The following is a 26988-nucleotide window of genomic DNA, read 5'->3' on the forward strand; positions in this document are numbered from 1 at the left end:
ATGAATCTTCGCCGTTGGATAATCACTATCGTACTTTGCCTGCTGGTTTTTGCCGGCCTTGGCACAGTGAAGTTCTTACAGATTAAAGAAGCCATTGCGATTGGTAAATCGTTCCCTGAGCCATCAGCCACTGTAAAAGCAGTTACTGTAGAAGCCGCCGAGTTTCGCCAGCAGCTTACCGTTAGCGGTGAGCTTATTGCGCCGCAGCAGCTGGATTTACGTACTGAGCTGGGCGGTAAAATTAAAACCTTAAACCTACCCTCGGGCGGCCTTGTTGAAGCCGGCCAAGTTTTGCTACAGCTGGATGTTAGCGAAGAAGAAGCTCGCTTACGTGCAGCCAATGCCAGTGCGCGTCTAGCAAAAATCACTTTGGATCGTAATAAAAAGCTACGCAAACAAAACCGCGTTAGCGCCGAAGCGCTGGATCGCGCCGAGGCCGACTACCAAACCAGCCTGGCCGAAATTGCCGCACAAAAAGCGGTTATCAACAAGAAGACCATTGTGGCGCCTTTTAAAGGCCATGTTGGCTTGCACACTTTAGAGGCCGGCCAGTACTTGAACCCCAATACGATGATCACTCGCTTGGTGGGTGTGAATAATTTTATTTGGGTCGATTTTTCTGTACCTCAGGATTTCCCTCGCTTAGATGCTAACAGCGAGATTGAAGTACAGCTTAAGCCTAGTCAATCTGTAATGGCCCAGCTTGTTGCCAGTGATGCCGAAGTTAATAGTAGCTCACGCCAGCTACGCTATCGTGGCCGCATCGAGCAGCCGGAAAACACAAACCTCAACAGCAATAGCATTGTAGAGGTGAAGTTAAGTGCAGGCGCTATTGAAGCGGCTAGCTGGGTGCCAGATGTGAGCATCAGCCGCGATCAATTCGCCGATTATGTGTATCGCCTAAACCCAGATGCTGCAGGTGACTTTTATCGCGCTGAGCGCGTACGCATTGAGCTAGGCCCGCGCCGTAACAACGGTTTTATTATTCGCGATGGTATTGCCGAAGGTAGCCTAGTGGCCAGCATTGGCAGCTTCAAACTGCGCCAAGGGCTAAAAGTATTTATTCAAACCAAGCCAACGGTTACTGCAGAATCAAAAGCCAGTGCCGATGAGCAAGCTAATACTGAGGGGGCACAATGAGCAACTCACATGATCGCCCCAACTTAATGGACATCTTTGTTAGAAAGCCTGTCCTAGCCGTTGTGGTTTCTGCCATTTTGCTGCTGGCCGGCATTCGCGCCGCGCAGGAGATATCGATACTGCAGTACCCGAAAATCGAAAGCGCTTCATTGGTGGTTAGCACGGTTTATACCGGCGCCGATGCCGAGACAGTGCAGGGTTTTATTACCGACCCAATCGAGCGCGCTGTTGCTACCGTGCCCGGTATTGATTATGTCGATTCCAATACCGTTGCTGGCTCCAGCACCGTTACCGGTTGGCTTAAACTCAATGAAGACAGCACTGCAGCATTGGCCGAGCTAAATGCACGCTTAAGCCAGATTCGTTTTGAGTTGCCTGCAGGCGCTGAAGATCCGGCCGTTTCCGTTAGCCGAGCCGATCGCGCCAATGCGGTATTTTATTTGCCTGTATATGCCGAAGACTATAGCCGCTCCGAGCTTAACGATTATCTATCACGCCGGGTAAACCCTATCCTATCTTCTATCGATGGAGTGCAGCGTATCGGCTTGGAAGGCGGTCGCGATCCAGCAATGCGAGTATGGTTAGACCCAAGTCGCTTGGCAGCTTATAAAATTGGTGCCAATGAAGTACTTACGGCTCTGCGCGATAACAATATTATTGCCACCATTGGTGAAAGTGAGAATGCTCGCCACCGCATTAATCTATTAACCGATAGCACTTTAAAAACTGTTGCGGACTTTGAGCAGCTGGTGGTACGCGATACGGGCGATGGATTAATTTACTTGCAAGATATTGCCGACATCGAACTAGGTGAAGTCGAAGGCCAGGTAAGCGGCCGTTTTTTACAGCGCTCTACTATATTTATCTCTATTTGGCCTTTGCCGGGCGCTAATGAAATCGAAATTGGTGATGAGGTTTATCGCCAACTCGATAATATTCGCCCAACTTTGCCGGATGGCGTCACCATTGATATGGGTTACGATGGCACGCTCTATATGCGCGCTGCGCTAAAGGAAATTTTCACCACCTTACTGGAGACTGTATTCTTGGTGGGCATTGTGGTGATTGCTTTGATGGGCTCATTCCGCACAGCCTTGGTGCCGCTCATTACCATTCCTATTTCTATTTTAGGCGCTGTGGCCGCTATGGCCATTATGGGCTTTACCTTAAACCTGCTTACTGTGTTGGCGGTGGTGCTTTCGGTAGGCTTGGTGGTTGATGATGCTATTGTGGTGGTTGAAAACGTGGCGCGTCATATGCGCAACGGTATGAGCCGCACCCAAGCCGCTCTCACTAGCTCGCGCCAATTATTAGCACCAGTAACGGCGATGACCATTACTTTGGCGGCGGTATATGCACCCATTGGCTTTCTTTCGGGCTTAACTGGGGTTTTGTTTAAAGAGTTTGCTTTTACGCTAGCTATTGCGGTTTTAATCTCTGGCCTGGTGGCTGTAACGCTATCTCCCATTATGAGTGCTACGGTTTGCCCAGAAGGCGGTAAAGAAAGCCGCATGACGGTTTGGGTTAACCAGCAATTCGATAAAGCCCAACACTGGTATCGCAACTTTTTAGGTCACGTATTTAACTGGCGTGGCCAGTTGGTGTTTGCGGCCATCTTCATTGCGCTGCTAACGGTGCCCTTTTATATGTTCTCGCAAAAAGAGCTGGCACCTATTGAAGACAATAGCAGTATTAATACGATTATTACTGCACCGCCTGAGTCTTCCCTAGAGTACACCAATACCAATATGTATCAGGTTGTCGATACGCTGCTGACAACTGAATCTTCCCACGGTATGTGGCAGGTGCTGCGCGCCAGTGGTGGCTTTGGCGGTTTGTTGTTAGGCGATGTAGATGAACGCAGCCGTAGCAATCAGGAGTTATTGCCTGAGGTCTTTGGTAAATTGGGTGGCATTGCCGAGCTGAAAGTACTGCCTATTCTGTCGGCTTCTTTACCTACCGCAGGTAACTTTGATGTCGAGCTGGTCGTTCAAGGCCCGGCCAGCTACGGTGAGATGCGCGGCTATGCCGAACAAATTATTGGCAAGGCTTATCAAAGCGGTAAGTTTATGTTTGCCGATACCGATCTGTATATCGATTTACCCCAGGTACGTTTTATTTTAAAGCGCGACCGCATTGCGGATTTGGGTATGAGCTTGTCATCGGTGAGCGAGCAGCTCAGTGTCTTGCTGTCTTCTAATTACAGTAATCGCTTTGATGGCAATGGTAAGGCTTTCCGGGTGATTCCTATGCTGAAGGAATCGGCTCGCGGGAATCCGGAGAGCTTTTTGAATTTGCAGTTGCGCACGCCCAGCGGCGATATGATTCCTGTTTCTAGTATAGCCAGTTTAGAGAAGGTTACCGGCCCACGTTTGCTGGGTAAGTTTGATCAGCAAAAATCCTTCCGTATCTTTGGTGGTGTTTTGCCGGGCACGACTCGTGAGCAGGGCTTAAGTACTATTGAGGAAATTGCACAGGAGGTGTTGCCCGCTGGTTTTACTTTGGATTATGCCGGTGAGTCACGTCAGTTACGTAAGGAAGGCAATACACTGATGGGTGTGTTGATGATTGCGCTGATAGTGGTCTACTTTGTACTCACTATTCAGTTTAATAATTTCCGGGATCCTTTGGTTATTTTGCTGGGCTCGGTACCACTGGCTTTGGCCGGTGCCATGCTGTTCCCTTTCTTAAGCTTAACCACGGTAAATATTTATTCGCAGATTGGCTTGGTTACGCTGATTGGTTTGATTGCTAAGAACGGTATTCTGATCGTGGAGTTTGCTAAGCAATTGCAGGAGGAAGGCTGGACCAAGATTGAGGCGGTTAAGGAAGCCGCCGCTACGCGTTTACGTCCTGTTTTGATGACGACGGCAGCGACCGTGCTGGGCCACTTCCCCTTGGTTTTGGTTACCGGCGCTGGTGCGGAAGCTCGTAATAGTATTGGGATTATTTTGGTTGCCGGTATGTTGATTGGTACGGTCTTCACTTTGGTCGTTTTGCCGGTGATTTACCACTATTTGGGTAAGGATCTTTCTGGCCAGGTTGCGGCGGTGAATGACGAAGCCGCTACTGGTTTTGATGCTACCGCGAAGGAAAGCGTTACGGCTTAGGGCGCAGCTTTTAAGCTAGTTGTTTTAAATTTAGGCTCTGTCACTTTCGGTGGCAGGGCCTTTTTTGTTTTTGGCTTTTGTTTTTGGCTATTAGTTTTTTATTTGGCGGTGGGGCGGCTGATGATGAAGCTGGCGGAGCCCAGTAGGATTAGGCTGAGTACAATAAGTAGGTTGGCGCTGGTGCCTTTGAAGAACAGTATGCACCAGCTGGCACTGATAAAGAGTACGGCCATGATTTTGGCTTTTAGGGGGATGGAGCCTTCGCGGTACCAGAGTCTTAGGCCGGGGCCGAATTTGGGGTGGCGTAGTAGCCACCATTTGAAGCGTCGCGATCCTTTGCTGCCGGCCCAGAGGGCGAGTAGTAGGAAGGGGGTTGTGGGTAATACGGGTAGGAAGATACCCACTACGCCTAGGCCTACGCAGAGATAGGCTAGGGCCATGTAAACAAGCCGCATGCCTATTTATCCAAGAACCTATGATGGTTTAATGCTAGGTCAATTTTTGGAATTATTAAAGTGTTGTGGTTGTTTCTTAAGGGTATTTTTAATTTTTCGTCTGGTTGATCTGCCTTTAGCCCAGAGATGCAAAAGTCTGACCGCTTTTAGGTTTTCATTGCTTCTGTATGGCTGGCCGCTTTTAGCCCCCTTAGGGTCTGCCCTGGAACTCGCTCAAGCCATCCGGGGCGCTCGGGTCGTGACGTCCGTGTCACTCTACGGTTCCTGGTCAAACCCTAAGGGGGCTAAAAGCTACTAGTGTTGTTTGAATTGCCCCTTTAACTCGAACGAAGTCTTTTAACCGATGCATTATCTAGACAGCCCTCAGCTCTCCAGACAGAGTTCGACCCAAGTAGCTCAAAGCTCATCTTTTAAACCCAACTTTCTCAAGATATCAGCCATTAAGCACCAGTTTGTGAAGCCGGATTGAAATAGGTTGGCGCCGACGAAGAAGGTGAAGGCGTAGAACCATGGGTTTATGTAGTGGCCTAGCGCTAGGCTGATCATGATGAAGCTGCCGGCGATGATGTGGAGTACTCGGTTGACGGTCATGGTGATTCCTTTTTTTAGAAGCTGTAGCGAATGCGGAAATAGACGTTGCTGGATGGTTCGAATTGGCCCCACTGTTGTTGTGAGTCGCCATTAAATTCGTTGGCACCTAGGGTGAAGTTCCACTGGTCGCTGTGGCGGTAGTTAATTTTGGGCTTTAGGTAAAAGTCGTTTTCGTCGGGCGAGTAAAAAGCAAACAGTGACCAAGTTAGCTTTTGTTGCATGGCTAGGTAGTTGAGCCTTAGTGTTAGGTTGTGGTGCCAGCGATTGGGTAGGCTGCCGTTGTCTAATGAATTTTGTTTGGCCGCTTGGTGATCTAGGTTGAGTTCGCTGAACCATTGTATGCCGGCGGTGAAGTTGGCGATGATTTCTCGCTCGAAGCCGATTAAGGTTTTGATTTGGCTATTGGGTACAAAGGGGTTGCTACCATCTGTGTCGTCTCTTGATTGCCAGTAGGAGAATTCGGCATTGGCGATGCCGCCTGCAAGTGGGCTGCGTATGCTGGCGCCATAGGCATTTAGGCCGACGAAGTATTGTTGGCCGGTTTCTGGGTTGAAGCTGTTCGGTTGAGTGTATAGGCCGCGATAAAAGTAGGCGGCGTATTCTATGCTTTGATGGGTTTTGGATAGTCTTGCTGCTAGCTGGCCATTGCTGGCTGTGCGTTTAGGCTGTTCTACTTGAAGGCGCTCGACGGTGGGCTCGGGGTACGCTGGATGGGCATAGGCGAAGCGTTCTCCTCGGATGTATATATCCGAGTGGAATTCTGGTGTCCAAACGATATCGGCGTTGAAGCTATCGCTGTAGTAGCTGAATTTGGCGCTGGCCGAGGGGGCTTTTAGGTATTCGTCGTCTCGACCTGAAAACATGGATTGCCAATTTTTGGGGAAGAAGTCGTTTAGAAAAACAAAGTCGCCCGTTCCCCAGGTGAGTACCTGCTGCCCTATTCGGCTGCTGATGTTTTCTGTAATGGGCGAGTCGATATAAAGCTCGCGCCATTTTATTTGTAGATTGTTATCGTCCACATCGTCGTAAAGTAATTCTACTTTGCTGCTTAGATAATGTTCGCCAAGATAGCCAGAGGCTGATATTTGATTGCGCCACTCATTTAAACTGTTGCCATCTGGGCTTGGGCTTGCACTGCGAAAAACCCCTTGGCCGAATTCGCTAAAGCCTCGCCATTCGATGGCTGAGCTTTCTTCTTCGCCCCATGGCTCATCGGCCCAGCTGTCTTCGCCACGGCCATCGCTAGCCCAATCATCTTCTAAGAAATCTTGGCTCTTGGCGTCGATTTCTTTATTCGGCGTTGGGCTCGGCTGAGCAGGTGCTGCTATGCCCTGTGTGACGGCAAATAGTGTCAGTAATGCGGCTAGAATTTTCGCCTTTCTTTTGTTTGCTATGCCCATTGTACTTAGCGGCCTTTTAGCCATTTTTTAGGTGGCATGCGTAGTGAGCGTTCGCTAAAGATGTTTTGTGGCAAGCCTACGTCGTACTCGATGCCACGCATTTGGTTGATGGTAAAACTGCCATCACGCAAGTTTTCGGCTTTCATTTCTGTGACTGTGGGCAGACCTTGAACCATGGCGGTTTTGCGCACGGAAAGGCGGCGGTACATTTCGTTGCCGCTATCAAAATACTCGGCCTTGATAGGCAGCATGGTTTGCTTATCGATACTGACTTGATAGTAGGCGAACTCTACGCTGGCGCTGTCTTTAGGTGTTGCTTTGAGCAGCCATTGTTTTTCGTCTTGGGCGATTAGCTGGTAGTTATCGGCATTGATGTCACGGCCAGAGATATCTTCGTAAAAGAAAGTAGAACCCACAAAGCTTGTTCGCTTATCACCGGCTGCAATACGTTTTAGCAGATCTAAACCGGGTAGGTATAACCAACGATCGTCATCTTTACCGGGGTGCTTTTCAACCAGAAAGCTGGTTTTGGCTACATCACTCGGGCGCGAGAAGACCAATAGAAATTGTTGATCGCCACCCTTTTCTACATTACGACGCAAAATAGTGAATTGGCGCATTTGCTTGCGACCTTGTTTGTCGACGATCAACATCCGTGCCTGGGCGCGGCCATCATCACCCGCGTATACCGTGGCAAGATTAGATCGGTAAACGATATCTTTTACGCTGAGTTCTGAGGCATTGCTTTGTGCTGATGCGTTGATGCCTGACAGTGCGCAGAGCGTTATCAGCATTAGTGTCGTTAAAATATTTTTCATTAAATACGCTCCTATCAAGCGCTTTGCTCGGATGATTTAAATAGAATTTTTCTAGCAAAGGAGATCACACTCGGTAGTAGTAATAAGCTACTGATGCAGGAGATCGCCATAATGGAGGCTAAAAATAAACCCACGGTTTGATACGGAACGAGTGGCGCTAGCAACAAGGGGGTGAAACCCAATGCAATTACGATGGCATTGCGGCTGATGGCGCGGCCAGGCTCTTCAAACATCGCTTGCAACGTTTCTTGCCAATTGCCATATTCTTTCATTAAGGCACGGCAACGCTCGATAAAGTGAATCGCGAAATCGATACTCATACCTAAGGTAAGAGCCGATAACACAGCAACCGGCATATCGTAGTTTTTGCCTGTAAAACCAATTAAGCCGTAAATCAAACTGATGGTTAAGGTCAGCGGTAACATGGCGATTAAGCCCCAGATGACCGAGCGGAAAAGGAACATCATCATGAGTGCAACGATCACAAAGGAAGACAATAAACTTTGCAACATGCCACTCACCATGGCGTCTTGCCAGGCCACATTTATATAGGTTAAACCGCTCCAATTGACCTCAAGACCTTTAGGCGGTGGATTATCGATAAACCACTTATCCATCGCCTCCAGCACTGCACTCATATCTTGGTTATCGCCAGATTTTAGCTGCAGCCAAATGAGTGAAGAGCGGTAATCAGGTGTGACAAAATGCCAGATATCCCCAGGGCGGTGAGAGCCTTGGAAGGTTAAAATCGCTTGGGCTGCGGCTTCCGCCGTTCCTGGTAAACGATAATGTTCAGCTTGGCCACCGTGCAGTTCCCGATTGACCGTTTTTAGCAGATCGACAAGGCCATTGGTTTTACCCACATAGCCATTGGCCATTAAAGCGGCCTGCACTCTTTCTAAGTAATTGAGATACTCACTTTGCAAGAACAAGCGATGTTCTTCGCCAGCATTATCCAAAGCCAACGATAACTCATCCCACCAAAGCAGCTCTTCATCGCTGGCGGCCATTTGCTTATCAAATAGCGCCGTAGCCAAGTCTTCACCTGCAAGTTGTAAATCTGCAAACTCAGTTTGAATTTTCTCTGGCGAACGCGCCAAAATTTCCCGTAGCTTGCTACCATTTTCTGCGTCGCTAGCCGGTGCACTAAAACTGAGGTACGCCTCGTATGTGCCTGCAAAGTGGCTATTTAAAACCCGATCGGCATTGCGGATTGGATGCTCTGGCTCAAACCAATTCATGGGGTTGTCGTTAATATTAATTTTGCTGATGCCTAAACCAGATAGAAGCAGCCCCCCCATAGCGACGAGCACAATCAACAAACGGAATGAGCTTGTAAAATTAGGCAGTAAGCGTAAAAACCTTGCCAGTAAACTATTGGGTTTTTCATCACTATGCACCCGCTTAGCCATGCTTGCTAAAGTGTGATCCGACAGACTAGACATATAGGCTGGCACCAAGGTGATACTCAACAAAAATGCAACACCAATACCAATAGCCACAAAACTACCAAACACTTTTACCGGTGGAATGTCGGCGGTATTCAGTGATGCAAAACCCACCATAGAAGTTACCGAGGTAAACAGCATCGGCTGAAAAAGATTATTGACCACTTTTGCTGCCAAGGCTTTTTTATCCATACCCGGACGATAGTGATCATTAAACTCCGATAGAATGTGCACCGAATCAACCACGGCAATCGGCATTAAAAAGATCGGTATCATCGATGACATGATATGCACAGGAAAGCCCATACCAATCATCGCGCCCATGGTAATAATCACCGTCGCCATGGCGACAATCATAGGTGCAGTTACCAAAGGAATTGAGCGGAAAAAAAACAGCATTAGAATAAAGATCAATAAGCCAGCCGCTGGCGCCGATACCGCCATCTGCTTAAACATTTCTACACCAAAGGTGTCTTCGGCGACTGGCAAACCGGTAATGTGAAATTGTTCATCGCCAGCTGGTAATTGCTCGATGGCCGCAAGCAGCTCTTGGTAAATTCGGTAGCTTTGATCTTTTGCGACGATAGGAATATAAATCGCGGCGGCTTTTTGATCGGCGGACACCAAGGTGTTGTTGAGTAGCGGTAAACGTTCTACCCATTGAGCGATAAGCTGGGCCGCCTCGTCATCTACCGGGGGGCTTCGCATCATCCAATTAAAAGCAATTTCTCCATTTTTACCTTGGGTGATGTTATCGCTTTCAGCCAAGCTCATTAGATCATCATCAATCACCCCTTCCATGGCCAATGCAGCAGCACTCAACTGAGAAAGCTTCCACAAGCTACGTGCATTGTAGATGCCTTGATCGTGCTGCTCATTCACAATTCCAAGCACCACCATATCGGACAGCCCAAAGCGGTGTTTTATCTCTTCATGCAATACTCGTACTGGATGCTCATGGGGCAACATGTTTTCAGGATCGGTATCCACCGAGATACGCGGGAACATGGCCAAAGCCAAAATACATAAAAGGCCCGTCAGCCAAAAGATGCGCTTAGGGTGATCTAGCGACCACTCCATTAACCGGTGTTTCATAGCCATACCAAAATAATGAAAAGTTAATTTAGTATTTACTAATATAAATTATTTGTAAAGGCTGGAACGACCGGTCGGTGAGTAAAGAAGAGAAAACCATGCAGGAGAACCCAAAGACCGATGATGTCACGGTCTTTAAGCTAAATTGCAGAAGCTATAAACAGAACAACAGGAGGATATAAGCAGCGGCTAGCTGTTAGGGCAAAGGGCCTCGGCGCTCTTTTCGATATGGCTGCGCAGCCAAATATAGCCGATCAGGCCTACAGCCACATTGGTTACCGCCGTGGCAATAAACAAGCCTTTTAGCCCCCAAAATTCCATGGCCAACCAGGCGATCGGTAGATATAAACCTATTACCCGCAAGCTGGAAATCACTAGGCCCGGCATTGGCTTACCTATGCCATTAAAGGCAGCATTAATGTACATCACCATGCCGTAGCAGCCATAGCTAATTGGCACTAGCAGTAGATAGTCTTTAGCCACGGCGATCACCTCAGGTGAATCACTGAATAAGCTGGCCAGCCATTCGCCACCCAGAGCTAGTAAGACAGCTACCGCGAGGCCCATCGCTAAACAAAAACGCATGGCCACACTTTGCGCCTCACGCACACGATCAATTGCCGAGGCCGAAAGGTTTTGACCAAAGAACGGCCCCATCACTGCAGATAGCGCGTAAAAGCAAATCAGCACCATGGGTTCTACACGCAGCGCGACTCCCAAGCCGGCAACCGCAGCCTCTCCATGACTGGCCACCATAGCAACTACGATGGCGCTGGCCAGCGGGATAATCACATTGGTGCCCATTGCGGGAATGGCCACATGAAAGACCTGTCGCCATGAAGCAAGCAACTCATTTAATTTGGCGAAGGGATTAGTTAAGACCTGCAATCGCACAATTAAAATATGCGCCACCGCCAGCATCACACCAATACGAACGATAAAGCTAGCCCAAGCCGCGCCAGCTAACTCCAATCGCGGAAAGCCCCATAAACCAAAGATCAACAAGGGGTCTAACAGGCCATTGGCAATGGCGGAGATTCCCATTACTACGCCTTGTAACTTGCTTAACCCCATAGCGCGCAAGCCGGCCATGGCCGCCATCGGCATAATGACCATGGGGATACCTAAAAACCAGATATCCATATATTCGCGGATCAGCGGCATCAGCTTTTCAGAGGCGCCCAAAGCATAAAATATGGGTTCCATAAACCACCAACCCAACACCCCAAAAATTACCGACATTAGCAGCGCAATGGTCAATACATCGGTTAATAAACGCTTGGCCATCGCTTGATCGCCAGCGCCAATTGCACGGGCAACACAGGAAGAGGTACCGGCGCCTAGGCCAATCGCCAAGCTGGTGTAAACCATAACGACCGGAAAGGTAAAGCTCATCGCCGCTAGGGCATCTTCACCCAATTGCCCGACAAAAAAAGTATCGACAGCATTGAAGGACATCATCGCCAATAAGCCGATCACCATAGGCGCGGCCATATCTCGCAAGGTTTTTGCGACCGAGCCCTGGGTTAAGGTTGCTTGCATTGCCGATGACATAAATATACCTATACAAATTTAAGCCGGGCATTATAGCACTGCTACCGAGTCGAAAGCCGAAGGCTTTGCAATTCCGTACCTGATTTCTAACGGTTCATCTGATACATTGCCGCCCTGCAGGAATTGGGGCAGTAAATCGATACACAGCGGGCATCAAGCAATGAGAGGGGCAAATAATGGAAAAAGAATTTTGGTTGCAGCGCTGGCAAGAACAGCAAATTGGATTTCATGAAGGACGCTTTAACAATAGCTTACTTAAACATTGGCCTACACTTAATGCCCGCGCAGGCGATACGGTTTTTGTCCCCTTATGTGGCAAAAGCCTCGATATGGTCTTTTTAGCCGAGCAAAACCTACAGGTAATTGGGGTAGAACTTAGCCAAATTGCCGTGGAAGAATTTTTCCAAGAACAGGGACTAGAGCCCCATATTGAGCAGGTCGGCGCTTTGCAAAAATACCAAGCGGCAAACTACACTCTGTATTGCGGCGATCTTTTCGCCCTCGATTCTGAACAACTCGGCGCCTGCCGCTGGGTATATGATAGAGCTTCTATGATCGCCCTGCCCTTGGAGATGCGCCGCCAGTATTGCGCGTTCCTGGCCAATACGCTGCCAAGACCCTGCCAAAGCTTACTGATCACTTTGGAATACGATCAAAGCTTAAAGTCGGGGCCACCTTTTAGTATCAGCCCGGCCATGCTCGATGGATTGATCTTGGCATCGGCACAGATCGAGCCCCTGGGCCAGGCCCCCGAAGAAGTGAAGGGAATTGTCGCCCTAGAGCACAGTTTTTTACTACGCTTTAAATAAGCACCCGTTTTACCCAAAGCCCGCGCTGCCCTACAATGGCTAAACGGCGCCGCTAGAGCGCCAGCCACAGTTATTGGGCTATGCAAAAAATAGTGCTTTTCGGCGAGACACGACTGTCGCCTAAAACGGCACAATGGGTACCAAGACGGTGCCCAACATAATTAAGGGATTAGGGTGAAAAATGTTGTTAACAACAAGACGGAGCTATACAGGCTTCCTGCTTACTTTATTAATGCTCTGCAGCATAAGTGCAAGTGCTACAAACAAACCAAGCCCTTCTGGATTTGAAATTCCAGATTCCGAGGTTTTACAAATCCAATCAAAGCAATTAGGGCGCAGCTACGATATTTATATCAAGCTTCCGCCTAGCTACTTTGATAAAGGCAATCAGCTACGCAAATACCCTGTGGTCTATCTCAATGATGGGCTCTATTCTTTTCAGCTCGCCTCCGGCATTACCCATGCAGCGATGATCAATCGCGCAATGGAGCATCACATTCTGGTGGGCATCTCTTATTCACCGAGCGATCGCCCTTTTGAAAGCCGGCGACGAGACTTCACCCCCAAAACCGAAGACAACCCCAATGGTGAAGCCGAGCAATACCTTGGCTTTTTAAAGCAAGAACTTTTCCCTTTAGTCGAGAACCGCTACCGTATAAACAGTTTGCGTCGCGCTTACGCGGGCTACTCTTTAGGTGGAATTTTTGGGTTGTACGCTCTCTTCGAGCACAGTGACAGTTTTCGCTACTATTTAATCTCCAGCCCTTCTATTTGGTTTTCTAATCGCTGGGTGCTTAAAAAAGAACTGGCCGTGGCTAAAGAAACCATGGATATCAATGCGGAGCTGTTTATGGGTGTTGGCGCTTTTGAACGGCCAGCAGGCAGTAATGACGATTACAATAAACCCACCCCGATTAATATGGTGAAAGATTTCGGGCTACTCTACGATCAATTGGAACAGCGCAACTACCCATCATTGCGCTTGAACAAGCAAATTGTCGAACAGGCCCACCATGAGCTAACTTATCCTACGGTTTTAACTCAAGGCTTGTATTGGTTACTACCAGGTGAGAAATATCAAAAGTAAGTGTTTAAGGCAAAAAAAAGGGGCTACACCACGAGCCCCCATTCAAAGAAGTATAAAAAAATTACTTCTCTTTGCAGAATTCTACGTTCTTGTTCTTTTTACGAATCTTACAGAAAACAGTTTTCTTTTCAGTATCTGAAGTGTGAACTTTCAGATAAACACGCGCAAAACCACCGGTAGTGCTAATCTGCTTAAAGCGAACTTTGTCAGCAGCAACTTCAAACTGCTGTGCAGCAGTTTCTTCGGCTAGTTTGATGTACTCTTGTTTCTTACCGGCACTGGCAGCTGGAACTAAAGCCAACTGTGCGGCTGCGATAAATGCAGCAGCTTTAACAAAACGGTTCATGATATTCTCCTCAAAAATAAGCATGGCCATGCTAATGCTTAGGGGAGGCTGCAACAATGACAGAAACGGCAAATATGGTTTGCATTTTTGCACAGTTAATAATAGATAAGCTGCGTAAAGATACGATAAGTAATAGGAAAATCACTAAACCGTTGCGATGAGGCTGGGTAAACTGCTTGCTAGCCGAGATAAAAAGCCGAGCAAAAAAAGCACACAATGACTGCTTTTTCGGCGAAAAATACCAATAAAATATGCTTGCCGCCTAAGGAACCAGCATGAAAAATATTGACTGGAACGATCTTAATTATTTTTTAGCCACGGTGCAAAGTGGCTCCATGGCCGCAGCAGCCAAACAATTAAAAGTCAATCACACTACGGTTTCACGTCGTATCTCTGCCTTAGAACAGCAGCTAGCCGCGCCACTTTTTGAGCGAACTGCGACAGGTTTAAGTATCACCCCACTTGGGGAAAGCATGATTCCCTATGCGGAAAATATGCGTGAGTCTGTTAACGCTATGGATCGCTTGGTCACGGCAGATAAGCAAGAGCTCGCTGGCACTATTAAGGTTACGGCTATAGATATGTTTGGCCGTCGGGTGTTGGCGCCGGTGCTAAAGGAGTTTTTGGATGTACACCCCCATATCGATTTAGAATTAATTTTACAGGATGAGAATTTAGATCTCGGTGCACGCGAGGCCGATTTGGCTTTTCGTGCGACGGATAATCCGGCACCGGATTTGGTGGGTAAGCGACTCGGCCGTTTTGCGATGACGGTCTACTGCACTGAGGATGTGTGGCAGCAGTATCAGCAAGACCCGCAATCTATTTGTGCGATCGATTGGACAGAAAATGGGCCTAATACGCCAGATTGGGTTGAGGAATATATGCCGGGGCTAAAGGTTAGGCATTACTGCTCTACTATTAATGGCATTTATGAGTTGGCTAGAGCTGGCTGCGGTATGGCGCGCTTGCCCTGTGGTCTTGGTGATACCACTCCGGAGTTGATTCGTGTTCCGGGTATTCCGCTTTACCAAGGTATGGGGCTTTGGGTTTTGAGTCATATTGATTTGCGTAATACAGCACGCATTAAGGCCTTGCGTGATTTTGTGGTTGATCGTTTGGAGAAAGAGTTGCCGCTGATGGAAGGTCAATGCGAGAAGCATTGGCAAACGTTGGAGCGTCACCGGGAGTTGTAGGTTTTAGTAGGGCTTAGCATTTATTCGGTGTTGAGCTAGCCCCATCAACTACAACACTTCCACCTTTTCTTGTTGTTCAGAATTTTCGCAAAGTAGATTTTAGCCTAGATGATCGCTGATCAGGAACCGTGGAGCGGCATGGACGCCGCGAAGTCGAGCGCCCCGGATGGTTTAAGCGCGTTTCTGAGCAGCGATCATCTGGGCTGAAAGCGGTCAGGTATCGACGATCGATTTATACCCACGAGCTCACCTTAATGGTTTCATAGTAAAAATACTAAGTAATTAAGCACTCCAATTATGGAAATTTAGCAATTACCAGTAAGTAATACTAAGCCGGAGCGCTTTACTCTCTATTCCCTTCTGATCTGGAACACGCTTAAACCATCCAAGGGCGCTCGACTTCGCGGCGTGGATTCGCACCATCCAGGTGCTCAGCCTTCGGCCAAGCCCAAATCTATTCCAGAGAGATTTGTCATGCCGCTCCACGGTTCCTGATCAGAAGGGAATAGAGAGCAAAGCTGCAGTGTGCATCCTTTAAAGACTTCGACTAGCGCCTTTCATATATGAATTGTAGATCTACGCTCACTTGCATACTACAAACTCCAACGCTCCCCCCAGGCTTCACTATAATCACTCATCTCACCCACACTGTATTGATCTTCAACAGCGGCCGTTACCTTTTGGCGTAGTTGTAATTCGCCTGTCCACACAGGCCACTCCAAATCGCCCTCATCCTCAATCGGGCCACCACTGCGAATTTTTACCGAGGCCTCTTCGATATCAATCGCAAGCACGGTAGTCGCCGCTATTTCACTTGTTGTAGGTGGTCGCAGATGGGGCCAGCGGCCAGGGGCGATTAGCTCCATAAAGACTTCAAGTGCTTGCTCGACTTCTTGTTTATCTTCCACCACATAGCAAGATCCCATTACCATCGCGCTGCGGTAATTGCTGCTGTGATGAAAAGCCGATTTGGCCATTACCATGCCATCCAATAAGGTGGCAGTGATGCAAATTGATTGCTCGCCACACAGGGCTTTAATCATGCGGCTGCCGTTGCTGCCGTGAATAAATAAACGATTTTCCCAGCGCCATACCAGCATAGGAATAACAAAACTTTGTTCATCCTGTACAAAGCCCACGTGGGCCACCATGGCTTCATCGAAGATGTTGTACAAAGCTTGGCGATCAAAAACGGCTCTTTTGGGTGAGCGTCTCAGTCGAGTTTTCGGGCTTTGGCTTAAAGGTTCTAGGGTTTGTTCGTTGTTACTGTTCTCAGACACGCTGACTCCTTATCTGGATATTTCTCTATTACTATGTCTTATGAGCTATGGCGCTCGGCTAATATAGAGGTGTAGCTTAGTCAGCAATTGGCCCCTTGTTGAGATCCAATTTTTGTAATTTAATGGAACCAATTTAATTGGTGAATTAGGGGCCAGTATGGCTATTCCCAGCAGCCTACAAGAAATACGACAGCTTAGTTTCGATAAGTCACTCAAGCAGAGCCTAAGCCAGCAGCTGTATATTGGCTTGCGTCAGTTGATGCTAAATGGCCAGTTGCCCGCTAAATGCCAACTCCCTTCTAGCCGTAATCTTGCCGAGCAACTGAATTTGGGGCGCAACACGGTGATGGCGGCTTATGAGCAATTACAGGCTGAGGGCTATATCAGCAGTAAACGCGGTGCCGGAAGCTTTGTTGCCAGCCCCCTGCCTGATCAGCTGCATAGCGCCAAGGCTTCAATTCTGGAAAGTTCTCCGGCAACAAAAGTCACACGTCACAGCAGTCAAAACTCTGATGATATTAATCAGAGTTTTTGTGTGGGGGTGCCAGATCTTAGCGCCTTTCCCCATAAGATTTGGCAGCGCATAGCACAGCAGTTGGGCAAGCACAGTCAAGACTATATGGGCTATGGAGACGAGGCTGGCTTTTGGCCATTAAGAAGAGCCATCGCTCAATATTTGCAGCAATCACGTGCTGCAAATTGCCAGCCAGAGCAAGTCATGATTACCGCGGGGGCACAGCAGGCTCTCGATCTTTGTATGCGTTTATTGTTATCCACTGACGATGTTTTGGCGATGGAAAGCCCTGGTTACCGGGGTGTTATGCGAGCCTTGCGGCTAACAGGTAATGAGCATATTCCCTGCCCTGTCGATCAGTATGGTTTGAACCCCGAAGTCATTTTTAAAGCGAAACAAAAACCCAAGCTGATTTATTGCAGCCCGGCCAATCAATACCCCATGGGCGAGGTTTTGTCTCTCGAGCGGAAAATGGCGCTGCTTAGTTGGGCCGCCGAGAATGATAGCTGGATAATCGAAGACGACTACGACAGTGAGTATCACTATCAGCATCGCCCATTGGCCTGCATGCAAGGCTTGGATCAGCATCAGCGAGTGATCTATATGGGTTCATTTAGTAAAACACTCTACCCGGGCATGCGGCTTGGTTATCTGGTTCTACCAGAGCCACTCGTTAAGACCTTTAGCCAAGCTCGCTTTGCTAGCTATGGCCAGCCACCGTTGCTTAGCCAGGCCCAGGTGGCCTGTTTTATGGAGGAAGGGCATTTTAATCGCCACTTACGTCGCATGCGTATTGCCTACAAAGAAAAGCTTTTAGCGCTACAAGATGCGATGCAGTGCTTATTGCCTTGGGGGCAAACGCTAGAACGACAGGCAGGAATGCATATTGTGTTTATTGCCAAGGAAGGTATTGACGATCGGCGCTTAGTTGGCGAGTTAGAACAACGGAAACTCTACGCCAGCGCCCTTAGCGATTATTGTCACGGTGGAGAAGATCTTAATGGCCTAGTGTTGGGCTTTGCCAATACAGCGGCCAATAAGATGCACAGTAAAGTTCATGTCATCAGGAATGTGCTTGCTGAGCTATATCCTGCCTAAATTCACTTCCCTTTTATTGTGCGACATCATGTCACATTGTTTCTTTTGGGCTATGGGGCTAAATTGATAGTGGTAAGCAGTAGGCAAACGAGCTGCTCTGTCTTACTCTATCTACTCATAGCTTAAAAGGTGGCTCCCAGCACCGCTTGCAGTGTTGAAACACAAGGTGCACATTTAAGGGCGCCACCGGTTTTTCGCCAACGAGTTTATTACAAGCAATATGATTCAAGACCACTCCTTCAGCCTGGCTGCCCCGACCAATAATTTACGCCGCTTAATGGTGATTCGCGGCTTACTTATCTGCGCACTGTCTATTGCTTTAGTCAGCAGCTATTTCGCCTTGGATCTAGTATTGCCCTACAGCGTACTTGGTTTAATTCTAACAGGCATTACGGCCATTAATCTGCTCACTTGGTTGCGCTTGCAAAAGCCTTGGCCTGTAACCGAGTTAGAGTTTTTCTCACAGCTTTTACTCGATACCTTGTGTATCAGTTTATTACTGTATTTTTCCGGCGGGGCCAATAACCCCTTTGTCTCTTATTATTTGGTGCCACTGTGTATAGCAGCGGCTACCTTAAGCTGGAACTATGCCGCTATACTCACCGCCATGAGTGTTGCCGCTTATACCGCATTACTGATTTACCACATTCCCATTGAAGAGCTTTCACCAATGAGCCAACACCATGAACTTACCATGGTGCACGAAGGCCATAATAATCACGGTGGTTCACAGTGGAATATGCACACCTTAGGGATGTGGATTAACTTTATGGTGAGTGCGCTGCTGATTAGCTATTTTGTGGTGCAAATGGCACGCAATATTCGCGGCCAAGACCAAGCACTGACGAGACTTCGTGAAGAAGAGATGCTTAACCAACAGCTTATGGCCGTAGCAACTCTCGCTGCAGGTACCGCACATGAATTGGGCACGCCCTTGTCTACCATTAAAACGCTGCTCAGCGAAATGCGTGATGATCACCCAGACAACCCTGAGCTACAGGCCGATATAGAACTGCTGCAATCACAAGTTAGCCAATGTAACAGCACCTTAAAAAACCTAATCAATCGCGCTGAACAAAGCCAAGCCGGCACCCAAAGCCAGCAAGATTTGCATGCTTATTGCGACGATATTATTGAGCAGTGGCTAATTATGCGCCCCGAAGTTGAAGCCGACATACAACTGGGCAAAGACTGCCCAGAAAAACACATCAGCTTTGATGCGACGATTGGGCAGTCCATGTTAAACCTGCTAAACAACGCCGCCGATGCCTGCCCTACGGGTATTGCGGTCACAATGGCCTGGAGCAATAAAGAGTTTATGCTGACCATCGATGACAATGGCCCTGGCATTCCCATCGAAATCGCCGAGCAGCTTGGCAAGCCCTTTGTGAGCACCAAAGGTAAGGGCTTTGGCCTGGGCTTGTTTTTAAGTCATGCCAGCATTAGCCGACACGGCGGCGAAATCAAACTGTATAATCGCGATGGCAAGGGCACCCATACCGAACTACGGCTACCACTGGGTGAAGAAAGATCGAGGAATGTTCATGAGTGATGAAATTGAAAAGCTATTGCTAGTGGACGATGATGAGGTCTTTTTACAGGTTTTACATAGAGCTTTTAAAAAGCGAGAGTTTGATGTCTACACAGCCTGCACCATCGCAGATGCGTTAGCGCTGTGCCAAGCTCACTACTTTTCCAAAGCCGTTGTCGATTTAAAGCTGGCCGAAGAATCGGGCTTGCAGTTAATTGAAAAGCTAAAGCTGCAACAGCAGGATTTAAAAATCGTGATGCTAACTGGCTACTCCAGCATCAGTACCGCGGTAGAAGCCATTAAGCTCGGCGCACAAAACTATCTATGCAAACCAGCCGATGCCGACGACATTCTAAATGCCTTTGAACAAGGCCAAGGTAATGCTGATGTGGAAATCAGCACGCAGCCACCTTCAGTAAATCGCCTAGAGTGGGAACATATCCAGCGAGTACTGAGCGAACACGACGGTAATATCTCTGCTACTGCCCGCGCACTGGGAATGCACCGCCGTACTTTGCAGCGTAAATTGCAAAAGCGACCGGTAAAGCAATAGCGTTAAAAGTCATAAAATATCTGAGATAGATAACCGGGCTAAGATAATTTATAGGCGAATTTATATTCACTGACTTTTATTAATGCACTGACCTAATAAGCCCCCTATAATCATTGCTCCTTTCATAATAAGAAGTGAAAAACTATGCGTGGAGCCTGCCGTTGCGGCCAAGTTAACTACCAAGTTAAAAGCCAACCTCTATATTCTGGGTATTGCCATTGTCACGCTTGTCAAAAGCGCAATAGCGCACCTTGTGTCAGCTTATTTTTGATTCAGAAAAGCCAGATCGACATAAGTGGCAATACAGCCACTTATCATGGCAAAGGCGGCTCAGGGAAAGATCTTATCGAACATCGCTGTGATAGCTGCGGTGACGCCCTATATTCTGACATTACCGTTTTGGACAATGTCATTGTATGCCTAGCATCTACCCTCGACGATCCAGCTGATTTCAAACCTGAAGGCCATCTTTGGGTAAGCAGTCGTGATCCACGTTTCGACATCAACGACGATCTAGAGCAGCAAGCCGGGCCACCTATGCAAATGATGCCTTACCTTGCCAAATAAATTAATTTTGCTGGAACTTTCCAAATGGATTGGGCTCGATTAAAGCAAGCAGACAAAAGCAAATAGAAAAGTCCATTGATGCAACATCATATGGGTGAATAAGGATAGGAAGAGGTAGACAGCAATATGGCAAAATTTATTCTTGTTAGCCTATGCATAGCAATGCTCAGTGCTTTTACCATAAACAGCCATGCGGGCAGGGCTCACCCTGAAAACATTGAAACCGACGCTGTCTTCACCCAATTATCTAAAAATGTCTGGATGCATACCAGCTACAAGAATTTTGATAAATGGGGAACAATTCCCGCTAATGGCTTAATCGTTCTTGATGAGCAAAACTCTACCCTAGTCGACACGGCGTGGAACAATGCCCAAACCAAAACCATTTTGGAGTGGGCAAAAACAAGCCTTAAGCGCCCAATCACCCGCGCCGTATTTACCCATGCCCATTCCGATAAAATGGGTGGCGTCGAAACCGTAAGAAGCTACGGTGTAAAAACTTGGGCAAACCCTCACTCTAATGATCTCGCCCCGAGCAATGAGCTATTGCCGGCAGAGTTTGATCTAAGTTTTGACAGCCACAATAAAAGCAGTGACATTAACCCCTTAGTCGTATTTAAACCCGGCGCAGGACACACTCTCGATAATATCGTGGTCTATCTACCCGATGAAAAGATGCTCTACGGCGGCTGCTTAATTCGCCCAGGCAATGCCAAGGGCATGGGCAACACTCAAGATGGCGATGTAAATAGCTGGGACGGTTCAGTCAAAAATATTACCCAAAGCTTTCCAGCAATAGATTCTGTAATTCCTACCCACGGCGCCCCAGGTGGTAAAGAGTTACTTGAGCATACTATCAAGCTTGTTGAAAAACACCGGGGCTCACTCAACTAGCGAGCCCCAAGCCCTACCCGATTAAGTTAAGCCCGGAAATAAAGAGTGAAAGAATAATACCTTTAGGCGAAAAGCTAGCTGAGGATAAACAACCCAAAATATTGCAAATCAAGCTATCTGATATCGCGCCTTAGCTGCAAACGCAAGCAGCTAAGAAGGCGATTAGGCTCGCCACAAAGTCCAAGCTCCAATAATAACAAAGCCTGCACCGGCAACTAGGTTCAGGTACTTCTCATTCAGGTATTGGGAGGCGTACTGCCCTAATAGCACCCCAATACCTGCACAGGCCACGAGAGCAAGAGAAGCCCCAATAAACACTGTCCATTTACTGACTTCTTTATCCGCTGCAAATAACAGGGTGGCCAATTGAGTTTTATCACCCAACTCGGCAAGAAAAATAGTTACAAATACGGTGGCTAAAACTTTTATGTCCACTTTGGTCTACCTAACTGATGGTTATCAAGACGCTGTGCCAGCCTTTAAGATATAATGCGGTCGCCTTTTTTGGCGAATAGCATCTCGGCCACTAGCGCCATATAACACAGCAGCCATATAGCACAGCATTTAATTTAAGGAGCCTTCCGTGGATCTTAATCAAGCCAGCCAAGAACAACTGCAACAGTGGCAAGCCCAGCTGCAGCAGGACTTTGAAAACTTTAAAGCCCAGGGCTTAAAGCTGGATATTACCCGCGGCAAGCCATCTAGTGCTCAGCTAGACTTATCCAATCACTTGGATGGCATTTTGGGCGGTGATTATAGCAGTAGTAACGGTACCGATGTACGTAACTATGGTGGCCTTGATGGCATTGCCGAGATGAAGGCCCTAGGTTCTGAGATTCTATCAGTACCCCAGGACATGATTTTAGTGGGTGGCAATTCCAGCTTAACCCTGATGTTTCAAGCCATGCTGCAAGCCTATAGCTTCGGTTATGCTGGCCCAAACAGTGCTTGGCAGACGCAGGAAAAAGTTAAGTTTATCTGCCCCGTTCCCGGCTATGATCGCCATTTCACCATCTGTGAGCATTTCGGCATTGAGATGCTCACTGTAACCATGGATGAGAACGGTCCGGATATGGATCAGGTAGAAGCCATGGTAACAGCCGATCCGAGCATTAAAGGTATGTGGTGCGTACCTAAGTACTCGAACCCGACGGGCACGGTATACAGCAGCGAGACTATTGAGCGCATCGCTAAGCTAGGCAACATCGCAGGTGAAGGCTTCCGGGTATTCTGGGATAACGCCTATGTCCTGCATGATCTAAATGCCGACGCTGCCGCATTGCCTGCTATCGCTGATTTCTGTAAGCAACACGGTACTGAAGATTCTGTGCTGCAATTCGCTTCTACTTCTAAGGTAAGCTTTGCTGGTGCCGGTGTGGCTTTTATGGCGGCAAGTCCTGCTAACCTTGCTGCATTTAAGGCTACTCTTTCGGTTGCGAGCATTGGGCCAGATAAGGTGAACCAATTGCGCCATGCTAAGCTTTTCCCAGATATGGCGAGCCTGAAAGCGCATATGGTGAAGCATGCCGATTTGCTGCGCCCACGCTTTGAGGTTGTGTTAAGTCGTTTAGTGGAAGCCTTTGGTGATAACGATTTGGGCCAGTGGCAATCGGCCGCTGGTGGTTATTTTGTTTCTTTCGACACTCGCCCTGGGCTTGCCAAGCGTGTGGTTGAGCTGGCCGCTGAGGCCGGTGTTAAACTGACTCCAGCCGGTGCCACCTACCCCTATGGCAATGATCCGCAGAACAGTAATATCCGTATTGCTCCGAGCGTGCCTAAGGTAGATGAAGTTGATTTGGCTATGCAGGTGTTTGTGTGTGCGGTTAAGTTGGCGTCTGTTGAACAGATTCTAGCAGCTTAACATTTAAGTCAAAAGGCAATGAAGTCTACTCGTACTTAAACCTTATAAATGAAGTCACAACCTGCTCAACTCTAGATCGAACACTGTACAGACTTGCCGGCTTTAGCCCCTATAGTAGCTGCCCTGGAACACGCTTAAACCATCCAGGGCGCTCGGGTCGCGGCGTCCATGCCGCTTTACGGTTCCTGGTCAGCTACTATAGGGGCTAAATCCTACACCTTTGCATTATCAGTTGCTTTTGAATGGCTGAAAGAGGCCCGATCAAAGGAAATATATGCAATTGCAGAATGTCTTGGGTGGGGGACTCTTTGCAGGGGCGTCTCCGACTTGACCAAATCCCCTGGAGGGATTTTGGGCTTGGCCGAAGGCTGAGCGCATGGATAGCGCGAATCCAAGAGGAGCCGAGCTGGCATGGACGCCGCTTTTTGCGTACCCAGCAAAGAGTCCCCCACCCAAGACATGCGGTCAGACCTGCACTCTCTTCAAACATCTTTCTCTCATCAAATCTTCAGGGAACACTCCCACCAAGCGTCTTAACTAAGTAAACAAAAGACACTACAGGAGTGGATGATGAACCCAATCAGCAAACTGGGCCGAAAATTAACCGGTGCCGCCCTATTGAGCTTAGCGATAAGTCATAGCGCCCTAGCCGCCGAATCCCAGCTACTCAAACCAGAACTATTGCCCGAATTCAAAGACCGCTTGGATATCTATCAAGAGGTTACTCTAAACAGCGATCTTAGCCACCTAAGTACCAATCAAAAGAAAATGCTGGCCGTGTTGATTGATGCCTCAAAAATTATGGATGATCTGTTTTGGCAGCAGGCATTCTATCAAGACAAAGAGAGCTTCCTTGCCAGCATCAAAGATCCAAAGGTTCGCGAATTTGCCGACATCAACTATGGCCCTTGGGATCGCCTACAAGCCGACCAGCCTTTCTTGAGCGGTTACAAAGAGAAGGCTCTAGGTGCTGAGTTTTACCCACACAGCATGAGCAAAGAAAGTTTCGAGAAACAAAGCTTTGCTGATAAAAAAGGCCTCTACTCACTGGTTAAAGAAAAAGACGGTAAATTAGAAACCCAAGCGTATAGCCAAGCTTATACCAAACAGCTTAGCGAGGCCGCCAAGCTATTAGAACGTGCAGCAAACCTTGCCGAAGATAAAGACTTCGCCAACTACTTACGCCTGCGTGCAAAGGCTATCACCAGCGATGACTACCAGCCTTCTGATATGGCATGGATGGATATGAAAAATAATCCGATCGATGTTGTGATCGGTGCGATCGAAACCTATGAAGATCAGCTTTATGGATACCGCGCCGCCTATGAGGCCTATGTCCTTGTAAAAGACATGTCCTGGAGTAAGCGCTTAGCAAAGTTTGCAAGCACACTTCCTGCTCTGCAAAAGGGCTTACCTGTACCTGAAAAATACAAGCAAGAAATGCCAGGCAGCAATGCTGACCTAAACGCCTACGATGTCATTTACTATGCAGGGCATTCTAATGCGGGTGGTAAAACCATCGCCATCAACCTACCCAATGACGAAGAAGTACAGCTATCGAAAGGGACTCGTCGCTTGCAGCTTAAGAATGCTATGCAAGCCAAGTTCGATCATATTCTAAAGCCAATTTCTGAAGTATTGATCGTTCCCGAGCAGCGCAAAAATATTACCTTTAATGCCTTCTTTAGCAACACCATGTTCCACGAAGTAGCCCACGGCCTTGGCATTAAAAACACCATCAATGGTAAAGGTACAGTACGCCAAGCACTAAAAGAGCATGCTTCTGCTCTAGAAGAAGGTAAGGCCGACATCCTAGGTTTATACATGGTTAGCCAGCTATTAAAAGACGGCATGATCACCGAAGGCAAGCTGGAAGATTATTACACCACCTTCCTAGCCGGCATTTTCCGCTCGGTTCGCTTTGGTGCCAGCTCTGCCCATGGTAAAGCCAATATGATTCGTTTTAATTATTTCGCCGAAAAAGGCGCTTTTTATCGTAACGACAAAGGCCAGTATGGCGTAAACATGGATAACATGAGCAAGGCCATGGCGTCACTATCCGAGCTGATATTACGCTTACAAGGTGAAGGCGATTACCAAGGCGTTGGTAAACTTTTTGAAGAGAAAGGAAATATCGGTAAAGGTCTGGCGGCTGATTTAGCCCGACTGCAAGAAGCCAATATCCCAGTCGATATTACCTTTAAGCAAGGTAAGCAAGTACTCGGCTTATAAGTAAAAACGGCAGCGTGTTTTGCACGCTGCCGTTTTTTAAATAGTTCTATTGATACAAAAATTACAACTCAGAACAATTTCCACATAAACACTCCAACTCAACACTTGGGTGCCGCATTTTAAAGCCTGCAGAGCTTACATTTTTCTGAATCTCCTTGAGCAACTTCGGCTCCATCATAACTTCTTTTACTGTTTTACATTGGCTACAGATTAAGAACTGGGACGCGCTATGTGGATGCGAGCAGGCAATATGAGAACAAGCAATGTATTTATTTGCAGAGTTAAGCTTGTGAACTAAATTGGCCTCAGCCAAAAAATCCAAAATACGATAGGCCGAATTCGGCGGCATATTTTGCTCGGTCTGGGCATTATATAGATCTACCACCTCATAAGGAGATAAAGGTGCCTCGGCCTCCAACATAAGCTTAAGAATTTGTTCCCGCTTTTGCGTTAAACGCAAACCCGATTCGCTACAACGCTGATGAGCGCTGTCTAAACAGGCTTGCACTTCTTGAACTCCCACGAGCCACCTCTCTTAATGCCCCCGATTGAAGGCCCACCATAAAAGCCAGCACTGTACCCCATTAATCAACAAGCCGCTAGCAAAGAGCCCTTAGAGCAGCCATTTCAACCACCCCCTATGGACAGAGCTAAATAAGCTTGTTTTTATCACTGCAAATATGCAATGATATAACATATCATCCAGAAGAGCATATGTGAAAACAAACCGATAAACAAGCATCAACACATAGGAATGCCATGAAATCAGCTCAAGTTCTAAGCCTGCCATTAGCTCGCCCAGAGATATCGGATAGGGCTGACATTCTCGCAAAGATCTATGAAGAGCATTGCAATATTGCCGTTTGGCAACGAGAGATCAGCCCGGCTATCAACGAAGAGTTAGCAACACTATTGGCACGCCAGCACGCGCTTGAGATGCGTGAAATAGTGAGCCCTGAGAATGCCGAAGCTATGCTAATGCGAAAAAGTTTGGGCGCTAAATTGAGCCAAGATATAGCCCAGCTTATCGATATGTTCTGCTGTTTATTTGGGCTGCAACAAGCAGGAATGCGGCTGTGTGTACTCGATCATGCCATGTGCCCTCGCTTTCATGTCGACCAAGTCCCCTGCCGCTTGGTACACAGCTACTGCGGCCCAGGAACAGAGTGGATTGCCGACCATAAAGATCTAAAGGCTATTAACGCTCTAACTAGTGATTGCAGTGATAATCGTAATCATGACGGCAACAAAATACAGCAGTTAAATGCTGGCGATGTCGCCCTACTCAAAGGTGGCTCTTGGGAAGGTTCGATGATCCCTGCCTTAATTCATCGCTCACCTAAAGCTGATGAAAAACGCTTACTACTCACCTTAGACTTCGCTTGATGATTAATTGTAGAGATTTCGAG

General features: G+C 47.7%; 23 protein-coding genes. 13 read left to right on the forward strand and 10 right to left on the reverse strand.

Annotated elements, in window-relative coordinates:
* Both Q1A41_RS17350 and Q1A41_RS17355 read left to right on the forward strand, forming a co-directional pair.
* Complete coding sequence (locus Q1A41_RS17350) at positions 1 to 1140, forward strand: efflux RND transporter periplasmic adaptor subunit (protein ID WP_299981552.1); 1140 nt, start codon at positions 1 to 3, stop codon at positions 1138 to 1140.
* A complete protein-coding gene (locus Q1A41_RS17355; protein WP_299981554.1) occupies positions 1137 to 4250 on the forward strand; it encodes an efflux RND transporter permease subunit in 3114 nt (1037 codons plus the stop codon). Before Q1A41_RS17350 ends, Q1A41_RS17355 begins: the two co-directional genes overlap by 4 nt.
* 98 nt (positions 4251 to 4348) lie before the next feature.
* On the opposite strand, the gene Q1A41_RS17360 is transcribed toward Q1A41_RS17355, so the two are convergent.
* The 6 genes from Q1A41_RS17360 to Q1A41_RS17385 all read right to left on the reverse strand — a co-directional run bounded on the left by Q1A41_RS17360 (position 4349) and on the right by Q1A41_RS17385 (position 11611).
* Positions 4349 to 4705, reverse strand: a complete 357-nt coding sequence (locus Q1A41_RS17360; protein WP_299981556.1) for a YbaN family protein — start codon at positions 4703 to 4705, stop codon at positions 4349 to 4351.
* Between the two features lie 396 nt (positions 4706 to 5101).
* Positions 5102 to 5296: a DUF2892 domain-containing protein gene (locus Q1A41_RS17365; protein ID WP_299981558.1), complete on the reverse strand. Its 195-nt coding sequence runs from the start codon at positions 5294 to 5296 to the stop codon at positions 5102 to 5104.
* Between the two features lie 14 nt (positions 5297 to 5310).
* On the reverse strand, positions 5311 to 6696 hold the full coding sequence (locus tag Q1A41_RS17370) for a DUF1302 family protein (RefSeq protein WP_299981560.1): 1386 nt from the start codon (positions 6694 to 6696) through the stop codon (positions 5311 to 5313).
* A 5-nt stretch (positions 6697 to 6701) separates the two neighbouring features.
* On the reverse strand, positions 6702 to 7514 hold the full coding sequence (locus Q1A41_RS17375; RefSeq protein ID WP_299981562.1) for an outer membrane lipoprotein-sorting protein: 813 nt from the start codon (positions 7512 to 7514) through the stop codon (positions 6702 to 6704).
* 14 nt (positions 7515 to 7528) lie between these two features.
* The gene (locus tag Q1A41_RS17380; protein ID WP_299981564.1) at positions 7529 to 10057 is read right to left on the reverse strand and encodes an MMPL family transporter; all 2529 of its coding nucleotides are present in this window, start codon (positions 10055 to 10057) and stop codon (positions 7529 to 7531) included.
* Between the two features lie 189 nt (positions 10058 to 10246).
* Positions 10247 to 11611, reverse strand: a complete 1365-nt coding sequence (locus Q1A41_RS17385) for an MATE family efflux transporter (RefSeq protein ID WP_299776118.1) — start codon at positions 11609 to 11611, stop codon at positions 10247 to 10249.
* A gap of 176 nt (positions 11612 to 11787) precedes the next feature.
* On the opposite strand from Q1A41_RS17385, the gene Q1A41_RS17390 reads away from it, so the two are divergent.
* Complete coding sequence (locus tag Q1A41_RS17390; RefSeq protein ID WP_299981566.1) at positions 11788 to 12420, forward strand: thiopurine S-methyltransferase; 633 nt, start codon at positions 11788 to 11790, stop codon at positions 12418 to 12420.
* 181 nt (positions 12421 to 12601) lie between these two features.
* Positions 12602 to 13507, forward strand: coding sequence for an alpha/beta hydrolase-fold protein (locus Q1A41_RS17395; protein ID WP_299981568.1), 906 nt, complete (start codon positions 12602 to 12604; stop codon positions 13505 to 13507).
* Between the two features lie 61 nt (positions 13508 to 13568).
* Here the strand turns inward: Q1A41_RS17395 and Q1A41_RS17400 are convergent, their stop codons facing one another.
* Positions 13569 to 13853 (reverse strand): hypothetical protein, encoded by a 285-nt coding sequence (locus tag Q1A41_RS17400; RefSeq protein ID WP_299981570.1) that lies wholly within the window; start codon positions 13851 to 13853, stop codon positions 13569 to 13571.
* Between the two features lie 275 nt (positions 13854 to 14128).
* On the opposite strand from Q1A41_RS17400, the gene Q1A41_RS17405 reads away from it, so the two are divergent.
* On the forward strand, positions 14129 to 15049 hold the full coding sequence (locus Q1A41_RS17405; protein WP_299981572.1) for a LysR family transcriptional regulator: 921 nt from the start codon (positions 14129 to 14131) through the stop codon (positions 15047 to 15049).
* A gap of 593 nt (positions 15050 to 15642) precedes the next feature.
* On the opposite strand, the gene Q1A41_RS17410 is transcribed toward Q1A41_RS17405, so the two are convergent.
* Positions 15643 to 16329 carry a pyridoxamine 5'-phosphate oxidase family protein gene (locus Q1A41_RS17410; protein WP_299981574.1) on the reverse strand — a complete coding sequence of 229 codons (687 nt, stop codon included), beginning with the start codon at positions 16327 to 16329 and terminating at the stop codon, positions 15643 to 15645.
* A 157-nt stretch (positions 16330 to 16486) separates the two neighbouring features.
* On the opposite strand from Q1A41_RS17410, the gene Q1A41_RS17415 reads away from it, so the two are divergent.
* From Q1A41_RS17415 to bla, 5 genes are all read left to right on the forward strand, one after another.
* Positions 16487 to 17941 (forward strand): PLP-dependent aminotransferase family protein, encoded by a 1455-nt coding sequence (locus tag Q1A41_RS17415; RefSeq protein WP_299981576.1) that lies wholly within the window; start codon positions 16487 to 16489, stop codon positions 17939 to 17941.
* 220 nt (positions 17942 to 18161) lie between these two features.
* Positions 18162 to 19493, forward strand: coding sequence for an ATP-binding protein (locus Q1A41_RS17420; RefSeq protein ID WP_299981578.1), 1332 nt, complete (start codon positions 18162 to 18164; stop codon positions 19491 to 19493).
* A complete protein-coding gene (locus Q1A41_RS17425) occupies positions 19486 to 20025 on the forward strand; it encodes a response regulator transcription factor (RefSeq protein WP_299981580.1) in 540 nt (179 codons plus the stop codon). Before Q1A41_RS17420 ends, Q1A41_RS17425 begins: the two co-directional genes overlap by 8 nt.
* A 144-nt stretch (positions 20026 to 20169) precedes the next feature.
* A complete protein-coding gene (locus Q1A41_RS17430) occupies positions 20170 to 20592 on the forward strand; it encodes a GFA family protein (RefSeq protein WP_299981582.1) in 423 nt (140 codons plus the stop codon).
* A gap of 126 nt (positions 20593 to 20718) precedes the next feature.
* Positions 20719 to 21486 (forward strand): subclass B1 metallo-beta-lactamase, encoded by a 768-nt coding sequence (gene bla, locus Q1A41_RS17435; RefSeq protein ID WP_299981584.1) that lies wholly within the window; start codon positions 20719 to 20721, stop codon positions 21484 to 21486.
* Between the two features lie 162 nt (positions 21487 to 21648).
* On the opposite strand, the gene Q1A41_RS17440 is transcribed toward bla, so the two are convergent.
* Positions 21649 to 21921: a TMEM165/GDT1 family protein gene (locus tag Q1A41_RS17440; protein WP_299981586.1), complete on the reverse strand. Its 273-nt coding sequence runs from the start codon at positions 21919 to 21921 to the stop codon at positions 21649 to 21651.
* A gap of 148 nt (positions 21922 to 22069) precedes the next feature.
* Here Q1A41_RS17440 and Q1A41_RS17445 point away from each other — a divergent pair, with 148 nt between their 5' ends.
* Positions 22070 to 23347, forward strand: coding sequence for an aminotransferase class I/II-fold pyridoxal phosphate-dependent enzyme (locus Q1A41_RS17445; protein WP_299981588.1), 1278 nt, complete (start codon positions 22070 to 22072; stop codon positions 23345 to 23347).
* Positions 23348 to 23917: 570 nt separating this feature from the next.
* Complete coding sequence (locus tag Q1A41_RS17450) at positions 23918 to 25579, forward strand: Zn-dependent hydrolase (protein ID WP_299981590.1); 1662 nt, start codon at positions 23918 to 23920, stop codon at positions 25577 to 25579.
* Between the two features lie 61 nt (positions 25580 to 25640).
* Here the strand turns inward: Q1A41_RS17450 and Q1A41_RS17455 are convergent, their stop codons facing one another.
* Entirely contained in the window at positions 25641 to 26102 is a 462-nt protein-coding gene (locus tag Q1A41_RS17455; protein WP_299981592.1) for a Fur family transcriptional regulator, read from the reverse strand.
* A gap of 236 nt (positions 26103 to 26338) precedes the next feature.
* Between Q1A41_RS17455 and Q1A41_RS17460 the strand changes: the two genes are divergently transcribed.
* A complete protein-coding gene (locus Q1A41_RS17460) occupies positions 26339 to 26965 on the forward strand; it encodes a DUF1826 domain-containing protein (protein ID WP_299981594.1) in 627 nt (208 codons plus the stop codon).
* The last annotated feature ends 23 nt before the right edge of the window (positions 26966 to 26988 follow it).

This window comes from uncultured Pseudoteredinibacter sp., from assembly GCF_947502065.1.
Taxonomy (GTDB): Bacteria; Pseudomonadota; Gammaproteobacteria; order Pseudomonadales; family Cellvibrionaceae; genus Pseudoteredinibacter.

Bases quoted from the DNA above. Each gene is read 5' to 3' on its own strand.
- Q1A41_RS17420 (WP_299981578.1), top strand. From the start codon at position 18,162: ATGATTCAAGACCACTCCTTCAGCCTGGCTGCCCCGACCAATAATTTA.
- Q1A41_RS17385 (WP_299776118.1), bottom strand. From the start codon at position 11,611: ATGTCATCGGCAATGCAAGCAACCTTAACCCAGGGCTCGGTCGCAAAA.
- bla (WP_299981584.1), top strand. From the start codon at position 20,719: ATGGCAAAATTTATTCTTGTTAGCCTATGCATAGCAATGCTCAGTGCT.
- Q1A41_RS17425 (WP_299981580.1), top strand. From the start codon at position 19,486: ATGAGTGATGAAATTGAAAAGCTATTGCTAGTGGACGATGATGAGGTC.
- Q1A41_RS17375 (WP_299981562.1), bottom strand. From the start codon at position 7,514: ATGAAAAATATTTTAACGACACTAATGCTGATAACGCTCTGCGCACTG.
- Q1A41_RS17395 (WP_299981568.1), top strand. From the start codon at position 12,602: ATGTTGTTAACAACAAGACGGAGCTATACAGGCTTCCTGCTTACTTTA.
- Q1A41_RS17360 (WP_299981556.1), bottom strand. From the start codon at position 4,705: ATGCGGCTTGTTTACATGGCCCTAGCCTATCTCTGCGTAGGCCTAGGC.
- Q1A41_RS17405 (WP_299981572.1), top strand. From the start codon at position 14,129: ATGAAAAATATTGACTGGAACGATCTTAATTATTTTTTAGCCACGGTG.
- Q1A41_RS17430 (WP_299981582.1), top strand. From the start codon at position 20,170: ATGCGTGGAGCCTGCCGTTGCGGCCAAGTTAACTACCAAGTTAAAAGC.
- Q1A41_RS17390 (WP_299981566.1), top strand. From the start codon at position 11,788: ATGGAAAAAGAATTTTGGTTGCAGCGCTGGCAAGAACAGCAAATTGGA.
- Q1A41_RS17400 (WP_299981570.1), bottom strand. From the start codon at position 13,853: ATGAACCGTTTTGTTAAAGCTGCTGCATTTATCGCAGCCGCACAGTTG.
- Q1A41_RS17460 (WP_299981594.1), top strand. From the start codon at position 26,339: ATGAAATCAGCTCAAGTTCTAAGCCTGCCATTAGCTCGCCCAGAGATA.
- Q1A41_RS17365 (WP_299981558.1), bottom strand. From the start codon at position 5,296: ATGACCGTCAACCGAGTACTCCACATCATCGCCGGCAGCTTCATCATG.
- Q1A41_RS17370 (WP_299981560.1), bottom strand. From the start codon at position 6,696: ATGGGCATAGCAAACAAAAGAAAGGCGAAAATTCTAGCCGCATTACTG.
- Q1A41_RS17350 (WP_299981552.1), top strand. From the start codon at position 1: ATGAATCTTCGCCGTTGGATAATCACTATCGTACTTTGCCTGCTGGTT.
- Q1A41_RS17380 (WP_299981564.1), bottom strand. From the start codon at position 10,057: ATGAAACACCGGTTAATGGAGTGGTCGCTAGATCACCCTAAGCGCATC.
- Q1A41_RS17355 (WP_299981554.1), top strand. From the start codon at position 1,137: ATGAGCAACTCACATGATCGCCCCAACTTAATGGACATCTTTGTTAGA.
- Q1A41_RS17450 (WP_299981590.1), top strand. From the start codon at position 23,918: ATGAACCCAATCAGCAAACTGGGCCGAAAATTAACCGGTGCCGCCCTA.
- Q1A41_RS17415 (WP_299981576.1), top strand. From the start codon at position 16,487: ATGGCTATTCCCAGCAGCCTACAAGAAATACGACAGCTTAGTTTCGAT.